This is a genomic window from Streptomyces sp. NPDC044044, from assembly GCF_056434405.1.
Genome location: NZ_JBWKFG010000009.1, coordinates 52,841 through 75,813 on the forward strand (window position 1 = coordinate 52,841; position 22,973 = coordinate 75,813).

The window sequence follows — 22,973 nt, forward strand, 5'->3', positions numbered from 1 at the left end:
GGGTCATCGCTCCGGGGGCGGGGCGGTGGCCGGCTGGGGTTCGCAGATGGGGCAGGGGCTCAGGTCGCCGGTCGCGAGGATGCGGGCGTCCGCGGGGACCGCTTCCGGTTTCCCTGCCACCAGGGGGCAGTCCGCCCGGTGCCAGAGGGTTCCGCCGGGGATCATCAGCGAGTCGCCGCTGGTCGCCACGGGGCCCTGGCGGCCGGTCGCTTCGGCAGACGTGCCCGCTGTCACCAGGAGCTCGTACAGCTCCTCCACGCGGGCCGTGGACAGGGCGCTCCTGCCGTGGGTGTAGAGCACGGCCCCGGCGATGATCAGTGCCGCGCCCGGCACCGTGCACGACGCCAGATACGGGAGCTGGCGCTCGGCGAAGCGCTCGCCGGACATGCCGTACCAGCCGACCACGCAGAGCACCGCACCGGCGGCGAGGGCGGCGAAGGCCACCCAGAGGAGCGGGCGCACGGCACGGAGCCTGGCCGAACTGGCTGTCTGATCCGGTTGAGCCGCCCGCATCTGCGCCCCCTGGGACACGTTCGTAGCGTCGGTGGGCTGTCCATGTCAGCCGATGGCTTGCACTATGCCTTCTGCAAGCTGACCCTGAAAGCACCGGGCCCTGATGGTCCGGACCGACACCCGGTGGTGAGCCAGATGGTGCTCTGGACCAACCCCAGGCGGGGGAGCGATCTCAGGCGGGGAAGGGCGCGGAGCGCGGCGATGGCGGCTGCCGCGGTCCTGCTCGTCGCTCCGGCCGCCGTGGCATGCGGTGACGACAGCGGCGGGGGAGGCGAGAGCGATCCGCCCAAGCCGTCCGCCGAGAAGTCGACCCAGGACACGCCTTCGGAGGACGCCCCTTCGGACGACGCGACCGCGCCCGCGGACCCGGCGGCGGCCGAGAAAGAGGTCAAGGAGAACTTCGAGAAGTTCTTCGATCCCGCCGTCTCCATGAAGGAGAAGGAGGCCGTTCTCGAGAACGGGCCGAAGATGCGCGCCGTCCTGAAGAGCTTCAGCGGCGACGAGCGCGGCGAGCAGGTCAGCGCCGAGGTCAACAAGGTCGAGTTCACCTCGGCGACCGAGGCGGACGTGACGTACGCACTGACTCTGAAGGGTGCCACCGCGCTGCCCGGCGCATCGGGAACCTCCGTCAACGAGGACGACACCTGGAAGGTGTCCGTCAAGACTCTCTGCGCACTGGTGAAGCTGAGCGGCAATGCGTCGCCCGGTCCGGGCTGTTGAGGCCCTTGCCGTAGCCGCGCTGCTCGTGGCCGTGGCGGGGTGCGGCAGCCGGCTTCCCGAGAGCGACTTCGAGGACAGGAGCACGGCGCCCGCCCCGTCGGGGGCGCCGGTCCGGGTCGGCATCATCACCAGCGCGACCAGCCCGGTCGGCGGCTCGGCGTTCACCGGGCCGCGGGACGGGGCCAAGGCGTACTTCGAGCAGCTGAACGCCAAGGGCGGCATCGACGGGCGCAAGGTCGAGGTGCGCACGTGCGACGACGGCGGCAGCGGCGTCGGCAACAACGCATGCGTGCACAAGCTGGTCGACGAGGAGCGCGTCGTCGCGCTCGTCGCGACCAGTTCCCTCGACTACGCCGGGGCCTCCCGCGTCTCCCGCGCGCGCGTGCCCGACGTCGGGGGCCAGCCGATCGGGTCCGCGTACGACACCTATCCGCATCTGTACGGGATCTACGGCAGCCTCGCCCCACGGAACGGGAAACCGGGCTGGGGCGGCAAGCTGATCGGCGGGACCGAGGTCTACCGCTACTTCAAGCGGGAGCAGGGGGCACGGACCGCTGCCGTCGTCTCCTACAACCAGGCGGCCTCCGCCGCGTACGCCCGTCTGGTCACCCGGGGCCTGAAGGCCGAGGGCTACAAGGTGGTCAACGAGCAGGTCGACTTCGCGCTGCCCAACTTCCGCGCGGCTGCGGCTGACCTGAAGGAGCAGGGCGCCGACCTCGTCTTCGACGCGATGGACACCCACGGCAACACGCAGCTGTGCGAGGCGATGGACGAGGTGGGGGCCAAGGTCACCGCCAAGGTCACCAACGTCCAGAACTGGACCTCCTCCGTGGCCGAGGACTACAAGGACGCACCGCGCTGCCGCAACGCCCTGTGGGTCACCGGTGCGAGCCGCAGCTACGAGGACACGGACCAGCCGGCCGTGCGCGCGTTCCGCGACGCGATGAAGGGCCACAAGGTGCTCTCCCAGTGGCAGCTCGAGGGCTGGGCGGCGGCCATGTGGTTCACGGACGCGGCGACGTCGTGCCGGGAGGACGTCACGCGCGCGTGCGTCGACCGCTTCATGAACCGGGGGAAGTCGTACACCGCCCAGGGGCTGCTGCTTCCGGTGACGTACGAGAAGCGGGCCGATCCGCCCGAGACCCGTATGACCTGTGTGTCGGTGGCCCGCTGGAAGGACGGTGAGGGCTGGGTCACACAGGGGAACATGAGCGAGAACTGCTTCGAGGTGCCGCAGCTCTCCTACCAGCCATGATGCGTGTACCTAGCAGGAAAGTTCCCGGAACCGGATACCGATGGCACAACTGTTCAGGAACAAGATGATGATGAAACCCAACCCTCTGTCCCTAATCCCCGTCTAACCCTGCGGTAGGCGGACGAGAGGGACGGTCCGCGGGGAAGCGTGGGATACGGGGACGCATGCACATCTCTTTCCTGATTCACAACGCGTACGGAATCGGCGGGACGATCCGGACGACGTACAACTTGGCGAACACACTCGCCGAGCAGCACGACGTCGAGATCGTCTCCGTCTTCCGGCACCGTGACGAACCCGTTTTCTCGCCCGACTCCCGCGTCAGGCTCAGTCACCTTGTCGACATGCGCAAGGACAGCCCCGGCTACGAGGGGGAGGCCGCTGAGGCCCTGCGGCCCGCCCGGACGTTCCCCAGCGCGGAAGGCCGCTACGACCAGTACAGCGCCCTCACCGACCGGCGCATCGCCGAGCACCTCTCCTCGGTCAGCTCCGACGTGGTGGTCGGTACGCGCCCCGGCCTGAACGTGCACCTCGCCCGCGAGACCGCGCGCGGCCCGCTGCGCGTCGGCCAGGAGCACCTCACGCTCGACAGCCACTCCAAGGAACTGCGCCGTCAGCTGCGCAGCGTCTATCCCCGCCTCGACGTCCTGACCACGACCACCGAGGCCGACGCCCGCGCCTACCGCCGCACGATGCGCCTGCCCGGCGTCCACGTCCAGGCCGTCCCCAACCCCGTGCCCGCGCCCGGCATCGAGCCCGCCGACGGCAACCAGAAGTGGGTCGTCGCCGCGGGCCGGCTCGCCCCCGTCAAGCGGTACGACCTGCTGATCCGCGCCTTCGACCAGGTGCGCGCCGAGCGTCCCGACTGGCGGCTTCGGATATACGGCGGCGGCAAGCAGAAGGACAAGCTGCGCGCCCTGATCGACGAACTCGGCCTCTACAACCACGTCTTCCTGATGGGGCCCGCCCACCCCATCGAGCCCGAGTGGGCCAAGGGCTCCATCGCGGCCGTCACCTCCAGCCTGGAGTCCTTCGGCATGACGATCGTCGAGGCGATGCGCTGCGGCCTGCCCGTCGTCGCCACCGACTGCCCGCACGGGCCCGGCGAGATCATCGACAACGGTGTCGACGGACGCCTCGTCGAGGTCGGCAACCCCGACGCGATAGCGGGCGGACTGCTCGAACTGATCAACAACGACTCACTGCGCCAGCGGATGGCGGGCGCCGCGCTCCATGACTCCGAGCGCTTCGACCCGGCCCGCATCGCCGAGCGCTACGACGCGATGTTCACCGGGATGCTCGCCCGCGGCGGCTCCTTCGGCGGCCGGGTGCGCGGCACGCTGCACCGCACCCGTGGCGCGCTCCTCGGCGGCGCGTACGCGGTACGGGACATGGGACACGGGGTACCGACCAGCGGCATACAGACGAAGGGATCCACCGCATGACGGCCTTGGCCACCTCGGACGCCTCATCGCCCTGCGACGCCGGTACCGATCAGGACGTCGCCGCGGCACCGCGCGCCGACTGCATAGCCGACTCCGCGGGTGGCCTCACCTTCGACGTCACCGACCCCGGCGGCAAGGGCGCCGCCTACCTGCTGCTGCGCCGCCGTGACGCCGCGTCCGCCGACGAGGACGTGCGCCTGCCGCTGTCCCCGGCCGCCGACGGCAGGCTGCGGGCCGCGCTCCCCAGCAGCGTCGAGCTGGCCGAGGGACGCTGGAACGCCTACGCGGAGGTCGGGGGCGGCACCCCCCGCCGCCTCGCGCCCGGCGTCAACGACCTGCGCTCGCTGGTCGACCGCGCCCCCAGCGGGGCCCGCGGCCACATCGCCGTACGCATTCCGTACGCGACCAAGCAGGGCAACCTCTCCGTACGCAGCTGGCTGCGCGCCCCGCACGCGGAGATCGGCGAGCTGCGGATCTCCGGCACCGCGGTGACCGCTCAGGGCCGCGTGTACGGCACCGCGCTGACCGGCGCCGCCTACGCCGAGGCGTCCCTGCGCGCCGAGCCCGACCGGATCGAGCGCTCCGAACTGACCGCGGAGGGCGTGGAGTTCAGCTTCGGACTGCACTGCGACGTGCTCGCCGACAGCGGCCCGGGGCCCTGGGACCTGTGGCTGCGCCCGGCGGGGGAGAGCGGGCCGCGGATCCGGCTCGCCCGGCTCCTGGACGACGTGCCGGACAAGAAGCAGATCTTCACCTACCCGGCGGTGCGGCTCGACACCGCGGTGCACGGACCGCTCGACGCGGGGCCGTACTACACGAACGACAACGACCTCTCGGTCCGGATCCGCGAGGCGAACGCGATCGAGGACTGATCCAGGGGCACGTCGTCACGAGCTGACGTCATCACGAGCTGGACGTCATCGCGGACCGTGGCTGTCCGCGACGCCGTGCACAATCGGCCCCATGTTGGAGACCTCCGCACGACTGCTCCGCCTGCTCTCGCTGCTGCAGGCCCACCGCGACTGGTCGGGCGCGGACCTGGCCGACCGGCTCGGCGTCACCCCGCGCACCGTGCGCCGTGACGTGGACCGGCTCCGCGAGCTCGGCTACCCCGTCAACGCGAGCCCCGGCACGGGCGGCGGCTACCAGCTGGGCGCGGGCGCGGAGCTGCCGCCGCTGCTCCTGGACGACGACGAGGCGGTCGCCGTGGCCGTCGGCCTGCGCACCGCCGCGGGGCAGGGCATCGAGGGCATCGGCGAGACCTCCGTGCGCGCCCTGACCAAGCTGGAGCAGGTCCTGCCGAGCAGGCTGCGGCGCCGGGTCGGAGCCCTCACGGCGTTCACCGTGCCGATGCTCAGAACCCCGCAGCAGCAGGGCGTCGACCCCTCGGTCCTGACCGAACTCGCCCACGCCTGCCGGGACGCGGAGCGCCTGCGCTTCGACTACCGCGACCACGGCGGCAGTTCGACCCGCCGCACCGTCGAACCGCACCGCATCGTCTGCACCGAGCGCCGGTGGTACCTGGTCGCGTGGGACGTCGACCGCGACGACTGGCGTACGTTCCGCGCGGACCGCATCACACCGAGGCCGCCGCACGGACCGCGCTTCGCGCCGCGCACCCCGCCCGCCGATGATCTCGCCGCGTACGTCTCCAAGGGCGTCTCCACCCGCGCGTACGCCGCCCAGGCGGTGTTCCGGCTCCTGGTGCCCCTGGAGGATGCGGCCCAGCGGGTCACCCCGTCGGACGGCACGCTGGAGGCCGAGACCGGGAGCAGCTGCCTGTTGCGCACGGGCGCCATGAGCCTGGACGTCATGGTGATCCATGTGCTCCTGATGGGCTTCGAGTTCGAGGTCGTCGAGCCCGCGGACTTCACCGAGCGGATCAGCTCGGCGAGGGACCTCCTGAGCCGGGCCCTGGACCGGGGTGTTCGGTCTGCGGATCCGGGTGCTGTGTCCCCGGCGGCTGGAACGCCGCGTACTCGGGATGGTGCAGATCGAACGCCGGGGACTCGGAGCGGATCCGGGGCAGCGTGACGAAGTTGTGGCGCGGCGCCGGGCAGGCGGTGGCCCACTCCAGGGAGCGGCCGAAGCCCCAGGGGTCGTCGACGTCGACCTTCTCGCCGTACTTGGCGGTCTTCCAGATGTTGTAGAGGAACGGCAGCGTGGACATGCCGAGCAGGAACGCCCCGATGGACGAGATGGTGTTGAGCGCCGTGAAGCCGTCCGCCGCCAGATAGTCCGCGTAGCGCCGTGGCATGCCCTCGGCGCCCAGCCAGTGCTGGACGAGGAACGTCACGTGGAAGCCGACGAAGAGCGTCCAGAAGTGGATCTTGCCGAGCCGCTCGTCGAGCAGCTTCCCGGTGAGCTTGGGCCACCAGAAGTAGAAGCCGCCGAAGGTCGCGAAGACGACGGTGCCGAACACCACGTAGTGGAAGTGCGCCACGACGAAGTACGAGTCGGTGACGTGGAAGTCGAGCGGCGGCGAGGCCAGGATGACGCCGGTGAGCCCGCCGAAGAGGAAGCTCACCAGGAAGCCGACCGCCCACAGCATCGGCGTCTCGAACGACAGCGAGCCCTTGAGCATCGTTCCCGTCCAGTTGAAGAACTTCACGCCGGTGGGGATCGCGATGAGGAAGGACATGAAGGAGAAGAAGGGCAGGAGCACCGCGCCCGTCGCGAACATGTGGTGCGCCCACACGACGACCGAGAGCCCCGTGATGGCCATCGTCGCGCCGATCAGGGGCAGATAGCCGAAGATCGGCTTCCTGCTGAACACCGGGATGATCTCGGAGATGATCCCGAAGAACGGCAGCGCGATGATGTAGACCTCCGGGTGCCCGAAGAACCAGAAGAGGTGCTGCCACAGCAGCGCGCCGCCGTTCTCCGGGGCGAACACCATGGAGCCGAAGCGGCGGTCCGCCTCCAGGACGAGCAGCGCGGCGGCGAGCACCGGGAACGCCATCAGGACCAGGATCGAGGTGAACAGGACGTTCCAGGTGAAGACGGGCATCCGGAACATCGTCATGCCGGGCGCCCGCATCCCGATGATGGTCGTCAGGAAGTTCACCGAGCCGAGGATCGTGCCGAACCCGGAGAGCGCGAGCCCCATGATCCACAGGTCGGCGCCGATCCCGGGCGAGCGCTCCATGCTGTTGAGCGGCGCGTAGGCGAACCAGCCGAAGTTGGCGGGGCCGCCGGGCACCAGGAACGAGCCGAGCACCATCAGGCCGCCGAACAGGAACAGCCAGTACGACAGCATGTTGAGCCGCGGGAAGGCGACGTCGGGCGCGCCGATCTGCAGCGGCATGATCTCGTTGGCGAAGCCGGCGAAGGTCGGCGTCGCGAAGAGCAGCAGCATGATCGTGCCGTGCATGGTGAACATCTGGTTGAACTCGTTGTTCGACATCAGCTGCAGCCCGGGGCGGGCGAGCTCGGCCCGCATCATCAGGGCCATCAGGCCCGCGGCCAGGAAGAACACGAAGGACGTGATCAGGTACAGATGGCCGATCTTCTTGTGGTCGGTGGTGGTCAGCCAGTCCACGAGGACCCGGCCCGGACTCTTGTGCCGGACCGGCGGTGCCGCCGCCGTTGCGGTCTCGGTCCCCATTGCTCGCCCCTTCGCCGTCGTGCGTCCTGGGCCTGCCTGAAGCACCCGCCATGATGCTCGCGTCACACCCGGCTCCGACAGGGGGCGTACCGGACCGCTGTGCTGGAACCGTGAATTCCCTATGTGGCGTCACATCCCGTCGGGCGTCGAGGATTCGGGAATTGCGCAGGGTCCGCAAAGGTGCCTCGTCCACTTTTCCGCCGTGCTATTACGGTCGTTTCTGGGCGCCGCAGTGAGGCTCGGGGGAAATCCGGGAATCACGTCGGAACAACTCCGGAACCGCCCGTACGTGTGACGGAGTTAAGGCGAAACGCCGGTCGTGATGCTGTGACAAAAGCGTGACCGGAGAGGGACCGGTGACGCATGGTGTCCGGCTACGGCCTTCCCCGGCCGGGCCGCGCCGCCTAACGTGGCGGCCATGGCACCTATTCCGACTCCTCCCGCCGAACCCCAGGACACCTTGGACGCCTACGTCGGCCTCGTGGCCGACGGCGCCGAGCAGCAGGCCCGCGAGCGCGGCTGGTCCACGGTCAGGTCGCTGCCGCCGGGCGCGATCATCACCATGGAGTACCTCGCGGGGCGGCTCAACTTCGAGGTCAAGGAAGGCGTCGTGATCCGCTGCTGGAAGGGCTGACCGCGCCCCGGCGACGTATGACGACGGCACGGCGAAAGGCCCCGGTTCCTGGACGGAACCGGGGCCTTCGCGATGCGGGGGATGGGTTGTGCGTACCGACCCCCGCTGTCCTTGGGCTAGCCGCCCGCCACCGGGCGGGGCGACGTGGCGGCGCGTGAGGCGCGCTCGGAGTGCGGCGGGCGGCGGCTGCCCGCCGGGGTGACCGGGCTGCGCTCGGAGCGCGGTGTGTGCGGGCCCGGCGCGAGGTAGGCCGGGGCGCGGGCGGGGCGCGGGGCGCCGACCGGCTCGCGGACCTGGGGCTCGTCGGCCGGTGCGGCGGCGGGCTGCGGCGACATCGCAGGGACCGGGGTGGCCGGGGCCGGGATGCCGGCGCCCGCGCGGCGGTCGCGCCAGAGGTCCCGCAGGCTGAAGATCCAGCCCTCGACCCGGGTGAGCAGCGGCTCCACCCAGGGCAGCGCGAGCAGGACGAGCAGACCCGCGGCCCAGCCGAGGAAGACGTCGCTCAGCCAGTGCGTGCCGAGGTACACGGTGGTCAGGCCGACGCTGAGGGAGACCACGGCGGAGAGCGCCGAGAGATAGCGGCGGGTCCGCGGGGTGGAGGCCATGTAGGCCAGGATTCCCCAGGTCACCACGGCATTGGCGGTGTGGCCGGAAGGGAATATATCGCCGCCGAGCCACATCTCGTTGGCGCCGATCGTGGTGGCGTAGTGCGGGCCGAGGCGGCCCATGCCGATCTTGGCGGCGCCGACCGTGACGTTCAGGAGCAGCAGGGCGGCACCGAACGTCAGGAGCGGGCGGATGGTGTGCTGACGCCAGGAGCGCCAGCCGAGCCAGGCCGCGACCATCACGGCGGTCGGGCCGCGCTGGCCGAGGACCACCCAGTAGTCGAGGAAGGCGTGGATCTCGGGCCACTGCTGGTAGGGCCGGAAGAACATGACCTGCCAGTCGAACCGCACCAGCCACGAGGTGGCGAGCACGGCGACCACGATGGCGAGGTAGAAGGCCAGGGTCGCGCTGAAGAGCACGATCCTGTGCCTGCTCATCCTCGGTACATCGAGGCCGGCCGGTCGTTCCGGCTCACGGTCAAGACGGGCGAAGACCCGGTCCAGACGGGTGAGGTTTCGTTCGGTACGCACCCAATCGACGTTACAGCGAGTGAGTGCATCACTAGGCCGAATCAGTGGCTTTGTGATGACGATGTGATGTGGCATTGATCTCAGACGGGGGTTTATTCCCGCGGCTTCCCTATTCCACGGAGAGCCCCTTACTGAATTCGTTGATCATTGGTGTGGCCGTTTTATGGCGCTTATGAATTCGTTCACCGGGGCCTGGTGCGGAATTTCCCCCGCGCTCACCGGGGGCCCGGGAAATGATCATGGCGGACCCGAGCCGTTCAGCCAGAACGCCCCGTACACCGCGCTCGCCGCCGCCACACCCGCAAGGACCAGCGCCGACCTGGACGTACGCAGCCGGGCGAGGGCCACGGCGAGGGGCAGGAGCAGCGGGAAGGCGGGCAGCAGGAGGCGCGGCTTCGAGCCGAAATAGCCCGCCGCGCACAAGGCGAGCGCCACGACGATCCCGCTGTAGACGAGCAGCGGCAGCGGCTGCTTCCGCCGTACGCCGATGACGTACAGCCAGACCACGAGGGCGACCCCGATGATCAGGCCGACGCCCGCGAGGGCCGCGGGGAAGGCGGTGAACTTGTCGCCGATGAAGCGGGCGAAGGCGTAGCCGAAGTCGAAGCCGTTGCCCCAGCCCGCCTGGACGTCGAGATAGCCGAGGAGGCCGTCCCCGGTGCGGTGGCCGACCCACAGGACGTAGCCCGCGGCGCCGAGCGGGGCGAGGACCACCCCGAGGATCATGCGCAGGTCGGCCTTCCGCTCGCTGCGGATCCGCAGCGCCGCCGTCACCCACAGTGCCGCGACGACCGCGGCGCCCACGGGACGGGTCAGGCCCGCGAGGGAAGCGAGCGCCCCCGCCCATACCCAGCGTCCGGTGAGCACCGCGTACAGCGACCAGGCCGCGAGCGCCGTGAAGAGGGACTCGCTGTACGCCATCGACTGCACGATCCCCACGGGCAGGACCGCCCACAGGGCGACCGCGCAGATCCCGGCCCGTCGCCCGTAGAGGTGATCGGCGATCGCGAAGATCCCCGCGGCGGCGCAGAGCGAGGCGAGCCAGCTCACCACCAGGCCGGCATCGGCGTACGACAAGGGGCTGATCGCCGAGACGAGGCGCTCCAGCCAGGGCAGCAGCGGGAAGAACGCGAGGTTCGAGTGGACGCTGCCGTCCGGGAGCGTCACCTCCCAGCCGTAGCCGTGCTCGGCGACGCGGGTGTACCAGAGCGAGTCCCAGCGGGCGGTGAGCAGCGTGTGCGGGCTCTTGTCCGCCGCCGCGCTCCACGCAGCGAGCACCGCGACGCCCAGGGCGCGCACCCCGGCGTAGGCGAGCAGTGCGGGCGCCGCACGGCGCAGCGCGGCGCCCGCGCGGGCGCCGTACGAGGGCGGCGGCAGGCGTTGATCAAGGTCGGTCACGGGCTCGATTATCGGCGCAGGAGGGAACCGGCCGCCCGCCCGGGGGCGTGGTCCATGCGTGGGCAGCGTGGCGTACGCCACACCGTCTCCGCGCAACCGTGAGAGGTCCGCCACGCGCCACAGCCGTGAACTCGCGTACTCTGACGGCTCACTCGCCTTTCGCCGCCGCCAGCTGGGAGATCACGTCCCGCAGGGCCGCCGATGCGAGGGATCACTGGGAGGTATCGCACATGTCGGGTTCAACCACGGCCACCGCTCCTTCCGGCCGTCGGGTACCCGGGTCGCAGGGTGGCGCCAACCGCTGGCTGGTGCTCGTCGTTCTCTGCGTAAGCCTGTTGCTCGTCGCCGTCGACGCCACCGTTCTGCACGTGGCGGTGCCCGCCGTCACCGAGGACCTCAAGCCCGGCGGCATCGAGCTGCTGTGGATCGTGGACGTCTATCCACTGGTCTGCGCCTCGCTGCTCATCCTCTTCGGCACCCTCGGTGACCGCGTCGGCCGCAGACGCGTGCTCCTGCTCGGCTACGCCCTCTTCGGTGTGGCCTCGGCCGTGGCGGCCATGGCCGACAACGCCCAGGTCCTGATCGCGGCCCGCGCCCTGCTCGGCGTCGGCGGCGCGATGATCATGCCGGCGACCCTCTCGATCCTCCGCCAGGTCTTCCCCGACCGGCGTGAGCGAGCCGTCGCCATCGGTGTGTGGAGCGCGGTGGCCGGAATCGGCGCAGCGGGCGGACCGCTGCTCGGCGGCTTCCTGCTGGAGCACTTCTGGTGGGGCGCGGTCTTCCTGATAAACATCCCGCTGATGCTGGTCAGCCTGCCCATCGGACGCTGGCTGCTTCCCGAGTCGACGGGCGACCGCGACGGGCCGTGGGACGTGGTCGGCGCGCTGATGGCCGCGGGCGGTCTGTTCGGCCTCGTGTTCGCGGTGAAGCGGGCCGGCGGCGGAGAGTCGCCGTTCGGCATGACGACCCTCCTCTCGTTCTTCGTCGGCGCGGCCCTCCTGGTCGGCTTCGTCCGCAGGCAGCGGCGGCGCAAGCACCCGCTCATAGACCTGTCGATGTTCGCGCGGCCCGCCTTCAGCACCTCGCTCGGCTGCATCGTGCTCGCGATGCTCGCCCTGGTGGGCCTCGAACTGGTCGCCGCGCAGTATCTCCAGCTGGTGCTCGGCCTCTCCCCGCTGGAGACCGGCATGCGGCTGGTGCCGCTCACCGTGGCCGCGATGGCCGCGGGCCTCGCCGGATCCAAGCTCCTGCACCGCTTCGGGCCGCGCACGATGGTCGCCTCCGGCTTCACTCTGACCGCGGTGGCCGTGGTGATCCTCACCGGCATGGGCGACCGGGCCAACGACCCGCTCCTGCTCACCAGCTTCGTGCTGCTCGGCCTCGGCCTGCAGACCACGCTCTTCGGTTCGTACGAGTCGATGCTCAGCGAGGCCCCCCAGTCGCAGGCGGGCGGCGCCGCCGCGATCGGCGAGACCTCGTACCAGCTGGGCGCCGGCATCGGCATCGCGCTGCTCGGCAGCGTCATGAACGCGGCGTACGCGCCGGGCCTCTCGTCCGTGCAGGGCGTCCCCGCCAAGGAGAGCGCCGCCGCGAGCCACTCGCTCGGCGAGGCGTACGAAGTCGCTTCGGGGCTCGGTGGCGGGGCGGGCGAGGCGCTGCGCAGCGCCGCTCGGGAGTCCTTCGTGCACGGGCTGCATGTGACCCTGCTGGTCAGCGCGGGGCTGCTGCTGCTCGGTGCGCTGATGGCGCTGAAGCTGCCGCGGACCATGGAGTGCGGGACGCCCGCGGCGCGGCCCGAGCAGGGGATACCGGCGCCCCGCGGCGAGGCGGGAGTGCCCGCGGAGTCCGTCCGCTGACGCGATTTCCCGGCCCGCGGCCGGGGAATTCCCTCACCCACCCGCCCTTGTTCCCGCATGACCCCGCGTCGTAACGTCAGCCGAGCCGTAAGTAACTACCACTGCTAGTTTTTGCGCCGCCGGAGGCCCGAGATGTCCGCACGCAGCCGTACGCCCCTGCCGCCCTTCGACCCCACCGACCCGCTCGGCATCGACGACCTCCTGGAGCCGGAGGACCTCGCGATCCGGGAGACCGTCCGCACCTGGGCGGCCGACCGCGTCCTGCCGCACATCGCCGACTGGTACGAGAAGGGCGAGCTGCCCGGCATCCGCGACCTGGCCCGCGAACTCGGCTCGATCGGCGCGCTCGGCATGTCCCTGGAGGGCTACGGCTGCGCGGGCGCCAGCTCCGTCCAGTACGGACTGGCCTGTCTGGAGCTGGAGGCCGCCGACTCCGGCATCCGCTCGCTCGTCTCCGTGCAGGGCTCCCTCGCCATGTACGCCATCCACCGCTTCGGCTCCGAGGAGCAGAAGCAGCGCTGGCTGCCCGGCATGGCCGCGGGCGAGATCATCGGCTGCTTCGGCCTGACCGAGCCCGACCACGGCTCCGACCCGGCCTCCATGCGCACCTTCGCGAAGAAGGACGGCACGGACTGGGTGCTCACCGGCCGCAAGATGTGGATCACCAACGGATCCGTGGCCGGGGTCGCCGTGGTCTGGGCGCACACCGACGAGGGGATCAGGGGCTTCGTCGTCCCCACCGAGACCCCCGGCTTCTCGGCGCCCGAGATCAAGCACAAGTGGTCGCTGCGCGCGAGCGTCACCAGCGAGCTGGTGATGGACGAGGTACGGCTGCCCGCCGACGCCGTGCTTCCCGAGGTCACCGGGCTCAAGGGCCCCCTGAGCTGCCTCTCCCACGCGCGCTACGGCATCGTCTGGGGAGCCATGGGCGCCGCCCGCTCCTCCTTCGAAACAGCCGTCGAGTACTCCAAGACCCGCGAGCAGTTCGGCAGGCCCATCGGCGGCTTCCAGCTCACCCAGGCCAAGCTCGCCGACATGGCGGTCGAGCTGCACAAGGGCATCCTGCTCGCGCACCACCTCGGCCGGCGCCTGGACGCGGGCAGGCTCCGCCCCGAACAGGTCAGCTTCGGCAAGCTCAACAACGTACGAGAAGCGATCGAGATCTGCCGCACGTCCCGGACGATCCTGGGCGCGAACGGGATCTCGCTCGAGTACCCCGTGATGCGGCACGCCACGAACCTCGAATCGGTGCTCACCTATGAGGGCACCGTCGAGATGCATCAACTCGTGTTGGGCAAGGCGCTCACCGGTCTCGACGCCTTCCGGTGAGCGGCCTCGCCCGCTAGCTCTGGTTGAAGAAGCCGTCCGACGGACGGCTCGTGGCCTCCCCGTTGACAATCTGTGTGTTGGCGGGGGTGAGCAGGAAGACCCGCGTCGCCACGCGCTCGATGGAGCCACGCAGACCGAAGGTCAGGCCCGCCGCGAAGTCCACGACGCGCTTGGCGTCGCCGGGCTCCATCGACGTGAGGTTGATGATGACCGGGACACCGTCCCGGAAGAGCTCGCCGATGCCGCGGGCATCCCGGAAGCTGTCCGGGGTCACGGTCCCGATCCGGCGCCCTTCCTCCTCGGCGGCCTCGGCCACCACCCGCACCCGCGGGTCGGTCACCCAGGCATCGCCGGGCCCCTCGGCCCCGTCGTCGTCGTAGCCGTCGTAGTAACGCTCGTCATTGTTGTTGTCGTCGACGAGGCCAAGCCAGGCACTCGCCTTGCGCACCGATCCCATGGACGCCTCCTCTCGCAGCGGGCTTTCTGCAGTCCCTATCCCCATGTTCGTCCATGATGCGGATAGTGCGCCAAGTGGATAGTCGCCGCGCGGGGTTTTCGTGACGGTACTGGTGCAGAGTCAACACCGCGTTTCGCGTGGTTCCCCAAGGGTCCTGCTGTGTACGGCTGCTGACAGTGAGTGAAATATGATTCTTCACGGCGTATGGGTGACGACCGGTGCGTCCGGGTGAACGGACCCCTCGATACGATGCCCGAGTTGATCGTCAACAGGCTCACGGGGGAGTCGCATGTTCGGAATCGTCAGGCCCTGCAGCCATCGTCTCGGCGAGGGGCTCAAGACGCAATGGATGGCGCATCTGTGCGGGCTCTGCCTCGCGCTGCGCAGTGATCACGGGCAGTTCGCCAGGGTCGTGACCAACTACGACGGCCTGATCATCTCGGTTCTGACGGAGGCTCAGGCCGCCAGGTCGACCGGCTGGCGGCGCACCGCCGGGCCCTGTCCGCTGCGTGGGATGCGCACCGCGTCCGTCGCCCAGGGCGAGGGAGCGCGGCTCGCCGCCGCCGTCTCGCTGGTGCTCGCATCGGCGAAGGTGCGCGACCACGTCGTCGACGGGGACGGCCTCTTGGCGCGCAGGCCGGTGGCCGCCGCCGCCCGGAAAGTGGCACAGAGCTGGGACAGAGCGGGTGCGCGCACCGGCGCCGATGTGGGCTTCGACACGGCGGTCCTGCTCGACGCCGTCGAACGGCAGGTCGGCATCGAGACCTTGGCGGGCCCCGGCACCTCCCTGCTCACGGTCACCGAGCCGACCGAGACCGCGACCGCCGCGGCCTTCGCGCACACCGCCGTCATCGCGGGCAGGCCGGGCAACGCCGAGCCGCTCGCCGAGGCCGGGCGGCTCTTCGGCCGGCTCGCACACCTCCTGGATGCCGTGGAGGACAAGGAAGCTGACGCCGCGTCGGGTGCGTGGAACCCGCTGACGGCCACGGGCACCGGCCTCGCCGAGGCCCGGCGCCTCGCCGACGACGCGCTGCACGGCATACGCCTCGCACTGCGCGACGCCGAATTCACGGACGGCAAGCTCGCCCACATGCTGCTCGCGCACGAGCTGGGGCGCTCGGTGGACCGCGCCTTCGGCACCGACGCCTGCGGGCACGCCCACGAGGTGACGGCCCATCAGGGCGGTTCCTTCGGGCCGCCGCCGGGCCAGGGCGGGCCGTACGGACCTCCCTCCAGCGGTCCGTACGGCCCGCAGTCCCCGTACGGAGGTGGCAATCCGTACGGAGGCGGGGTGCCCGGCGGACCGGGCGGGCCTGGCGGGCCCGGCGGCCCCGGTGGTGGGCCGGCCTTCGAGCCGCAGCCGCCGAAGCCGGGCAAGCGGGGGTTCTGGGCGGGGTGCGCGGTCGCCATCGGGCTCTGCTGCACCTGCAAGCTGTGCTGTGCCGATTCGTACGAGGGCCCCTGGTCCCGCAAGAAGCGCGAGGGCTGCTGCAACGACTGCGGTGACTGCGGCTGCTGCGAATGCTGCCAGTGCTGCGACTGCGGGTTGTAGGAACGGGCGACCCGCCACAACGGACCCGCGGACGACTGATCAGTCCTTGATCTCCGGCGGGGAGATCCGGGACTCCTCGATCGCGGAGCCACGGGTGCCCCACTTCTTCAGGATGCGGTCGTAGGTGCCGTCCTCGATCAGCTGATTCACCGCCGCCTGGAAGGCGGGCGCCAGCTTCGTGCCCTTCTTGAAGGCGAAGCCGACGTCGAGACGGTGGTACTCGCCGAGGAACTTCAGCCCCTCCTGCTGGTCGACCGCGTAGCGCAGACCGTTGATCGTGGACATCACCACATCGGTGCGGCCCTGCTGGAGCGAGCCCCAGATCGCGCCCTGCTCCGCGTACGTCTTCACGCTGTACGGCTTCTTGCCCGCGTCCTCGCACACGTGCTTGTTGTCCTCAAGGGTGACCTCGAAGGTGGTGCCCGCTCCGGTCGCCACGTTCAGGCCGCACAGCTGCCTGAAATCGGTGACCTTCTTCAGCTTGCTGTCCTCACGGACGGCGAAGCCCTGGCCGTCGTTGATGTACGTGACGAAGTCGATGGTCTTGCGCCGCTCCTCGGTCACGCCGAAGTTGCCGGTGCCCAGGTCGTACTTCCCGCTGTCCAGGGCCGGCAGGATCGCCTCGAAGCTCGCGGCCTCGCGCTTCAGCTTCAGGCCGAGCGCCTTGGCGACGGCCTCCGCGAAGTCGGCGTCCTGGCCGACGATCGTCTTCCCGTCCTCCAGGTAGGTGTTGCCGGGCGGGCTGCCGCCGACGGCGGTCGCGAGACTCAGGGTGCCCCGCTCGCGTACGTCCGCAGGCAGGAGCTTCGCGGCCGCCGCGTCCTTCTTGACCGAGGAGACCACGTCCTGCGTCGGGATCTTGGCGCTCCTGCCCGCGGGCGCCGCGCCGCCCGTGGTGTCGGCGGAGTTCCCGGAGCCGCAGGCGGTGAGCGTGAGAGTGGCGGCGGTGATCAGGGCGAAGGCGGCAGGGATGCGACGGGAACGCGGAGGGCGGGAGTGCGGGGAGCGGGCATGCGGGTACGTGCTCATGGCGTGACGTTCTCCATCAGGCAGCAGGGCAGGGCGAAGCGGGACGTGCGAGGGGAGGGGTGCCGCTGCTCATGGCGGTACAGCAGTGGCGTACGCGTGTGAAGGCGAGGTCAACGGCGCGCGAGCGCGCGGGAGATGCAAGGCGGGAGAGACCCGGGAACAGAGAAGGGCTCAGCGCGCAGGGGGTCGGCTCAGAGAGTCGTCGAACACGACGCCGACCACACTCGACCGAAGTCGATGTGGGAGCGCGTGACCAGCCACTGCTGCGAATGCATGGGGCAAGTGGAACAGGCATCCGTTTGCGCGTCAACTGCCCTGAGACGTAACGCTCACATCCTGGACGGCCTTGACAGGGCGCGTGAACCGCCCCTTACTCTCAAGGCGGATCGTGCTGAGGGGCTCGGTCCGTGTGAAGGCATCACCTCCCGTATCCACGGAGCCTTCGCCATGTCTTCCGACACGCTCGCCAAAGCCGCGACCGCCCCTCCTCATGACCCACCTCCCGATGTCCCGCGCATCGTTCCGCAGCGCCGTGCCGGACAGTGGGTGGCCGCCGCCGCGGTCCTCGTGCTCCTCGCGCTCGCCGTCAACTCGGTCGTGCGCAACGACGCGTTCCAGTGGGATGTGGTCGGCGACTACTTCACCTCCGCGTCCGTGCTGCGCGGCCTGTGGCTCACGCTCTGGCTGACCGCCGTCGTCATGGCGCTCGGCTTCGCGCTCGGCGCGGTGCTCGCCATGGGGCGGCTCTCGTCCAACCCCGTTCTGCGCGGGGTCAGTTGGGGCTACGTCTGGCTCTTCAGGTCGATGCCGATCCTGGTGCAGCTGCTGTTCTGGTTCAACATCGGGGCGCTGTACCCGTACCTCTTCGGCGTGAAGACGGTGAACCTCCTCGGGCCGATCACCATCGCCGTCATCGGGCTCACCCTGCACGAGGCCGCGTACGCCGCCGAAGTGGTGCGCGGCGGCATCCTCTCCGTCGACCGGGGGCAGATCGAGGCCGCGCAGGCGCTCGGACTCAGCCGGTGGCGCCGATGGCGGCGGATCGTGCTGCCGCAGGCCATGCGCTCCATCGTGCCGCCCGCGGGGAACATGCTGATCGGCACGCTCAAGGGCACGTCGATCGTCAGCGTGATCGCGGTGCAGGACCTGCTCTACTCCGTGCAGCTCGTCTACCACCGCACCTACCAGGTCATCCCGCTGCTCCTGGTCGCCACCATCTGGTACGTCGTGATCACCTCGCTGCTCAGCGTCGGCCAGTACTACGTGGAGCGCCACTACGCGCGCGGTTCGGAGCGCACCCGATGAGCGTGACGGAGCGCGAGCCGGTCAGTGACCTCGTGAAGGACGACGACCACGACGCGCTGAAGGTCGTCCCCGTGCGCCATCCCTGGCGCTGGGCGGCCGTCGTCGCCACGGCCGTCCTCGTGGCCCAGTTCGCGCACGGCCTCGCGACCAACTCCGGCTGGGAATGGGAGGTGTTCGCCGAGTTCTTCACCGCCGACGTGATCCTCAAGGCGGTCTGGGTCACCCTCCAGCTCACCTTCTACGGCACGGCTCTCGGCTTCGCGCTCGGCATCGTGCTCGCCTTCATGCGGCTCTCGGCGAGCCCGTTCCTGAAGGCGGTGGCCTTCGCCTACATCTGGGCGTTCCGCTCGATCCCGCTCATCGTGCAGCTGCTCTTCTGGTTCAACCTCGCCTATCTGTACAAGGAGTTGCAGTTCGGGATCCCGTTCGGGCCCGGGTTCTTCTCCTTCGACACGATGGGGCTCGTCGGCGCGATGAGCGCGGCGGTCCTCGGGCTCGCCCTGCACCAGGCCGCGTACGCCGCCGAGATCGTGCGCGCGGGCGTACTGTCCGTCGACAGCGGCCAGTTGGAGGCGGCGGCCGCGCTCGGCATCCCCCGGCTGCGGCAGATCCGCCGCATCGTCCTGCCGCAGGCGATGCGCTCGATCCTGCCCAACGCGGCCAACGAGATCATCTCCCTCTTCAAGGGCACATCGATCGTCTCCGTGATGGCGATCGGCGAGCTCTTCTACCAGGTCCAGGTCATCTACGGCCGCAACGGCCGCGTCGTGCCGCTCCTGATGGTCGCCACCGCCTGGTACGTCCTGCTCACCACCGCCCTCTCCGTCCTCCAGCACTACGTCGAACGTCACTTCTCGAAGGGGGCATCGCGATGAGCGCGATGGTCGAACTCCGGTCCGTACACAAGTCCTTCGGGTCCCTGGAAGTCCTGCGGGGCCTCGATCTGGAGGTCCGCAAGGGTGAGGTCACCGTCATCCTGGGTCCTTCCGGATCCGGCAAGTCCACGCTCCTGCGCGCCATCAACCACCTGGAGAAGGTCGACAAGGGCTGGATCAGCGTCGACGGTGCGCTCGTCGGCTACCGGCGCTCCGGCGACAAGCTGTACGAGCTGCGCGAACGCGATGTGCTCAAGCAGCGCACCCAGATCGGCTTCGTCTTCCAGAACTTCAACCTCTTCCCGCATCTGACCGTCCTGGAGAACATCGTCGAGGCACCGATCTCGGCGCTGAAGCGTCCGCGCAAGGAAGCCGTCGCCCAGGCCGGGACGCTGCTCGACCGGGTCGGGCTCGCCGACAAGGCGGACGCCTACCCCAAGCAGCTCTCCGGCGGGCAGCAGCAGCGCGTGGCCATCGCCCGCGCGCTCGCCCTGGAGCCGAAGCTGCTCCTCTTCGACGAGCCGACGTCGGCGCTCGACCCCGAACTGGTCGGTGAAGTCCTCGACGTCATCAAGGACTTGGCGAGCCAGGGCACCACGATGATCGTCGTCACCCATGAGATCGGCTTCGCGCGTGAGGTCGCCGACACGGTCGTCTTCATGGACGAGGGACTCATCGTCGAGCAGGGCGTCCCCGGCGACGTACTCGACCGGCCGCGGCACGAGCGCACCCGCGCTTTTCTCTCCAAGGTTCTCTAGCCTCCCCGCCCCAAGATTCTCCAGGAGCTCCCGCATGCTTTCCCGACGTACCCTCTCCGCCTCCGTCGCCGCCCTGGCCCTGATGCCCCTGCTCGGCGCCTGCGGCGGGGACAGCGACGCCGCGACCGGCGGAGGCGAACCCGGCACCAAGAAGGTCGGCAACATCAACATCGGGCCCGACCAGAACCGCGTACGCGGCAAGAAGGTCGACGCGCTCGCGAAGCTGCTGCCCGCGAAGGTGCGCGAGCGCGGCACGCTGCGGCTCGGCGGCAGCGCCGACTCGGTCGCGCCGCTCGGCTTCTACGCCACCGACGACAAGACGCGGATCGGCTCCGAGGTCGACATCGCGAGCCTGGTCGCCGACACGCTCGGCCTGAAGCCGAAGTTCGAGCAGGTCTCCTGGGAGAACCTCTTCGTCGGTCTGGACAGCGGGAAGTTCGACGGCGTCTTCTCGAACGTCACGGTGACCGAGGAGCGCAAGGAGAAGTACGACTTCGCGACCTACCGCCACGACAACATCGCCTTCGAGGCCCGCAAGGACGCCGACTGGACGGCGAAGAAGCCGGCCGATGTGGCGGGCAAGGCGATCGCGGTCTCCTCCGGCACCAACCAGGAGAAGATCCTCGTCGACTGGAGCGAGCAGAACGAGAAGGCCGGGCGGAAGCCGGTCGACATCAAGTACTTCCAGAAGGACTCCGACTACTACCTGGCCCTCCAGTCGGGCCGCATCGACGCGTACCTCGGCCCGAACCCGTCGGCCGCCTACCACGTCGCGTCCTCGGGGCAGACGAAGATCATCGGGACCCTTTCGGGCGGCGGCCCGAGCATCCAGGGCGAGATCGCCGCCACCACCAAGAAGGGCAGCGGGCTCGTCGAGGCCTACGCCGCCGCGCTCAACCACGTGATCAAGGACGGCAGTTACGCCAAGGTCCTGGCGCGCTGGGACCTGACGAGCGAGGCCGTGAAGGAGTCGCAGATCAACCCCAAGGGCCTGCCCAAGCCGTAGGGGCCCGTCGGCGGAAAGCCGCAAGGGGATGATCGTATGCCGCACATACCGGTTTGAAAGGGTTGATCACATGACCACGGACGGAACGTCGGACGGAACGACGGACGCTTCACGCGACTGGAAGCACTGGCACGAGCAGCGGACGGAGACGGTGTCGGCGCCCTATGGCCCGCTCTCCCTCACCGGCACGCACTGGCTCGCGGACTTCCCGGACGGGTCGCTTCCGGACATCCCTGGGCGCTGGACCGAGGCGGGCGACGAGATCGTCCTGACCGCGGAGACCGGCGACGGGCTCACCCTCGACGGGCAGCTCCTCACCGGAGAGGCCCGTCTCGCCGCCGATCCAGGACCGGTCGCCGCGGCCCGCGTCGGGCACGGCGACCGCCGCTTCGTCGTGCTGCGGCGCGAAGGGCTCTGGGCGGTACGCGACTTCGACCCGGACTCCGCCACGCGCCGCGCCTTCCGGGGCATCGAGGCCACCGAGTACGACGCGCGCTGGGCGGTGCAGGGGCGCTTCACGCCGTACGCCGCCGAGAGCACCGTCGACGGAGTGCGCACCGTCCGGGTCGGCAACGCGGACGGGGTGGAGCGAGGGCTCGGCCTCGGCGGTGAGCTGGCCTTCAGCCTGGCCGGAAAGGAGCACACGCTCCAGGTGTCGGTGGAGGGCGACGGCTCCCTGTGGGCGGTGTTCGACGACGCGACCGGTGGGGTGTCCAGCTACCGGTTCCGGTTCCTGCGGCCCGCCGCGCCGGACGCCGAGGGGCGCACGACGGTCGACTTCAACCGCGCGCTGCTTCCGCCGTGCGCCTTCGCCGACCACTTCATCTGCCCCTTCCCGCCGCCGGGCAACACCCTTGACGCCGAGATCGCCGCGGGGGAGCGGAACCTTATCGACCGCTGACACGTCTGAATCAGAGCCGATGACCCAAGCCCCGGCGGCGTACGACAGGTACGACAGCCGTCGGGGCCGGTCTTCGTGTATCCGGCTTACGGCCGAAAGGCGCCCTTGTGCGCGGTGTCCCCGGCCCGAATACTCCCGAGCAGCGCTTGTCAGGAGCACGGCGTATCCGGAATCCGGCTTGCCTTTTGCTCATTGGCTGCGCCTCACGGGCCCCAACCCACACGGGCCCACTGACTTCCCCCCGGGAGGAACAACAAGTGAGGAACAAGCGCACCACCCCCCGCAGCGGCATAGCGAGACGTTCTCGTCTGCTCGCCGTGGCCACCGGACTTGTGGCCGTCGGCGCGCTCGCCGTCCCCGCCGCGAACGCCAATGACGTCACCACCTTCAGCTCGGCGCAGCTCACCAAGGCGAGCGACGCGGTGCTCGACGCGGATGTCGCAGGCACCGCATGGAGCGTCGACAAGGCGACGAACCGTCTGGTCGTCACCGCCGACAGCACCGTCTCCAAGGCCGAGATCGCCAAGATCAAGGAGGCGGCGGGCAGCACCGCCGGCGCCCTCAAGGTCGAGCGCACTCCCGGCAAGTTCAGCAAGCTGATCTCCGGCGGCGACGCCATCTACGCGTCCAGCTGGCGCTGCTCGCTCGGCTTCAACGTCCGCAGCGGCAGCACCTACTACTTCCTCACCGCCGGTCACTGCACCGACGGCGCGGGCACCTGGTGGGCCAACTCGGCGAAGACCACGGTCCTCGGGTCCACGACGGGCTCCAGCTTCCCGACCAACGACTACGGCATCGTCAAGTACTCGAACACGTCGATCACCAAGTCGGGCACGGTCGGCAGCCAGGACATCACCAGCGCGGGCAACGCCACCGTGGGTCAGAACGTCACCCGGCGCGGCTCCACCACCGGCACCCACAGCGGCAGGGTCACCGGCCTGAACGCGACCGTGAACTACGGCGGCGGCGACATCGTCTACGGCATGATCAAGACGACGGTCTGCGCCGAACCCGGCGACAGCGGCGGCCCGCTCTACGCGGGGACCAAGGCCCTCGGCCTCACCTCGGGCGGCAGCGGCAACTGCTCATCGGGCGGCACGACCTTCTTCCAGCCGGTCACCGAGGCGCTGAGCGCGTACGGCGTGAGCGTCTACTGATCGGATCCACGTACGGCCGACCTGCAGCCAGCAGCAGGAG

General features: G+C 70.0%; 20 protein-coding genes and 1 pseudogene. 15 read left to right on the top strand and 6 right to left on the bottom strand.

Translation table 11 applies throughout. From position 1 onward, the window contains the following. Nucleotides 1–3: 3 nt before the first annotated feature. Nucleotides 4–513 carry a hypothetical protein gene (locus AC07AG_RS30990; RefSeq protein WP_478759931.1) on the bottom strand — a complete coding sequence of 170 codons (510 nt, stop codon included), beginning with the start codon at nt 511–513 and terminating at the stop codon, nt 4–6. Between the two features lie 135 nt (nt 514–648). Here AC07AG_RS30990 and AC07AG_RS30995 point away from each other — a divergent pair, with 135 nt between their 5' ends. The 5 genes from AC07AG_RS30995 (at nt 649) to AC07AG_RS31015 (ending at nt 5,967) form a co-directional block, all read left to right on the top strand. After that, the gene (locus AC07AG_RS30995) at nt 649–1,233 is read left to right on the top strand and encodes an MTB12 C-terminal domain-containing protein (RefSeq protein ID WP_478759446.1); all 585 of its coding nucleotides are present in this window, start codon (nt 649–651) and stop codon (nt 1,231–1,233) included. After that, nucleotides 1,208–2,488: an ABC transporter substrate-binding protein gene (locus tag AC07AG_RS31000; RefSeq protein WP_478759447.1), complete on the top strand. Its 1,281-nt coding sequence runs from the start codon at nt 1,208–1,210 to the stop codon at nt 2,486–2,488. The genes AC07AG_RS30995 and AC07AG_RS31000 overlap by 26 nt, the downstream gene beginning before the upstream one ends. Nucleotides 2,489–2,652: 164 nt before the next feature. Continuing rightward, nucleotides 2,653–3,933 carry a glycosyltransferase family 4 protein gene (locus tag AC07AG_RS31005; protein ID WP_478759448.1) on the top strand — a complete coding sequence of 427 codons (1,281 nt, stop codon included), beginning with the start codon at nt 2,653–2,655 and terminating at the stop codon, nt 3,931–3,933. Beyond that, nucleotides 3,930–4,805 carry a hypothetical protein gene (locus AC07AG_RS31010; RefSeq protein ID WP_478759449.1) on the top strand — a complete coding sequence of 292 codons (876 nt, stop codon included), beginning with the start codon at nt 3,930–3,932 and terminating at the stop codon, nt 4,803–4,805. The genes AC07AG_RS31005 and AC07AG_RS31010 overlap by 4 nt, the downstream gene beginning before the upstream one ends. Before the next feature lie 91 nt (nt 4,806–4,896). After that, nucleotides 4,897–5,967: a helix-turn-helix transcriptional regulator gene (locus AC07AG_RS31015; RefSeq protein WP_478759450.1), complete on the top strand. Its 1,071-nt coding sequence runs from the start codon at nt 4,897–4,899 to the stop codon at nt 5,965–5,967. 1 nt (nt 5,968) lies between these two features. Here AC07AG_RS31015 and ctaD read toward each other — a convergent pair. Beyond that, nucleotides 5,969–7,540 (bottom strand): annotated as a pseudogene (gene ctaD, locus AC07AG_RS31020) (aa3-type cytochrome oxidase subunit I); the annotation flags it as partial. Between the two features lie 418 nt (nt 7,541–7,958). Between ctaD and AC07AG_RS31025 the strand changes: the two are divergent. Beyond that, a complete protein-coding gene (locus AC07AG_RS31025) occupies nt 7,959–8,174 on the top strand; it encodes an I78 family peptidase inhibitor (protein WP_478759451.1) in 216 nt (71 codons plus the stop codon). A 116-nt stretch (nt 8,175–8,290) separates the two neighbouring features. Here the strand turns inward: AC07AG_RS31025 and AC07AG_RS31030 are convergent, their stop codons facing one another. Both AC07AG_RS31030 and AC07AG_RS31035 read right to left on the bottom strand, forming a co-directional pair. Next, nucleotides 8,291–9,310 (bottom strand): phosphatase PAP2 family protein, encoded by a 1,020-nt coding sequence (locus tag AC07AG_RS31030; RefSeq protein ID WP_478759452.1) that lies wholly within the window; start codon nt 9,308–9,310, stop codon nt 8,291–8,293. Between the two features lie 237 nt (nt 9,311–9,547). After that, nucleotides 9,548–10,708 (bottom strand): glycosyltransferase family 39 protein, encoded by a 1,161-nt coding sequence (locus AC07AG_RS31035; protein ID WP_478759453.1) that lies wholly within the window; start codon nt 10,706–10,708, stop codon nt 9,548–9,550. A 230-nt stretch (nt 10,709–10,938) separates the two neighbouring features. Here AC07AG_RS31035 and AC07AG_RS31040 point away from each other — a divergent pair, with 230 nt between their 5' ends. Further along, entirely contained in the window at nt 10,939–12,564 is a 1,626-nt protein-coding gene (locus AC07AG_RS31040; protein ID WP_478759454.1) for an MFS transporter, read from the top strand. Between the two features lie 132 nt (nt 12,565–12,696). Next, nucleotides 12,697–13,893, top strand: coding sequence for an acyl-CoA dehydrogenase family protein (locus AC07AG_RS31045; RefSeq protein ID WP_478759455.1), 1,197 nt, complete (start codon nt 12,697–12,699; stop codon nt 13,891–13,893). A gap of 13 nt (nt 13,894–13,906) precedes the next feature. Here the strand turns inward: AC07AG_RS31045 and AC07AG_RS31050 are convergent, their stop codons facing one another. Next, the gene (locus AC07AG_RS31050) at nt 13,907–14,350 is read right to left on the bottom strand and encodes a cell division protein SepF (protein WP_249590824.1); all 444 of its coding nucleotides are present in this window, start codon (nt 14,348–14,350) and stop codon (nt 13,907–13,909) included. Nucleotides 14,351–14,639: 289 nt separating this feature from the next. Between AC07AG_RS31050 and AC07AG_RS31055 the strand changes: the two genes are divergently transcribed. Then, on the top strand, nt 14,640–15,902 hold the full coding sequence (locus tag AC07AG_RS31055; RefSeq protein WP_478759456.1) for a DUF5685 family protein: 1,263 nt from the start codon (nt 14,640–14,642) through the stop codon (nt 15,900–15,902). A gap of 39 nt (nt 15,903–15,941) precedes the next feature. Here the strand turns inward: AC07AG_RS31055 and AC07AG_RS31060 are convergent, their stop codons facing one another. After that, nucleotides 15,942–16,931, bottom strand: a complete 990-nt coding sequence (locus AC07AG_RS31060) for an ABC transporter substrate-binding protein (RefSeq protein WP_478759457.1) — start codon at nt 16,929–16,931, stop codon at nt 15,942–15,944. 447 nt (nt 16,932–17,378) lie between these two features. On the opposite strand from AC07AG_RS31060, the gene AC07AG_RS31065 reads away from it, so the two are divergent. The 6 genes from AC07AG_RS31065 (at nt 17,379) to AC07AG_RS31090 (ending at nt 22,933) form a co-directional block, all read left to right on the top strand. Next, nucleotides 17,379–18,236, top strand: a complete 858-nt coding sequence (locus AC07AG_RS31065; RefSeq protein ID WP_478759458.1) for an amino acid ABC transporter permease — start codon at nt 17,379–17,381, stop codon at nt 18,234–18,236. Further along, nucleotides 18,233–19,111: an amino acid ABC transporter permease gene (locus AC07AG_RS31070; RefSeq protein ID WP_478759459.1), complete on the top strand. Its 879-nt coding sequence runs from the start codon at nt 18,233–18,235 to the stop codon at nt 19,109–19,111. Before AC07AG_RS31065 ends, AC07AG_RS31070 begins: the two co-directional genes overlap by 4 nt. Next, nucleotides 19,108–19,869, top strand: a complete 762-nt coding sequence (locus AC07AG_RS31075; RefSeq protein WP_478759460.1) for an amino acid ABC transporter ATP-binding protein — start codon at nt 19,108–19,110, stop codon at nt 19,867–19,869. The genes AC07AG_RS31070 and AC07AG_RS31075 overlap by 4 nt, the downstream gene beginning before the upstream one ends. A 34-nt stretch (nt 19,870–19,903) precedes the next feature. After that, entirely contained in the window at nt 19,904–20,875 is a 972-nt protein-coding gene (locus AC07AG_RS31080) for an ABC transporter substrate-binding protein (RefSeq protein WP_478759461.1), read from the top strand. 70 nt (nt 20,876–20,945) lie between these two features. Continuing rightward, nucleotides 20,946–21,776, top strand: coding sequence for a DUF1684 domain-containing protein (locus tag AC07AG_RS31085; protein ID WP_478759462.1), 831 nt, complete (start codon nt 20,946–20,948; stop codon nt 21,774–21,776). Nucleotides 21,777–22,033: 257 nt separating this feature from the next. After that, nucleotides 22,034–22,933 (top strand): S1 family peptidase, encoded by a 900-nt coding sequence (locus AC07AG_RS31090; RefSeq protein ID WP_478759463.1) that lies wholly within the window; start codon nt 22,034–22,036, stop codon nt 22,931–22,933. The last annotated feature ends 40 nt before the right edge of the window (nt 22,934–22,973 follow it).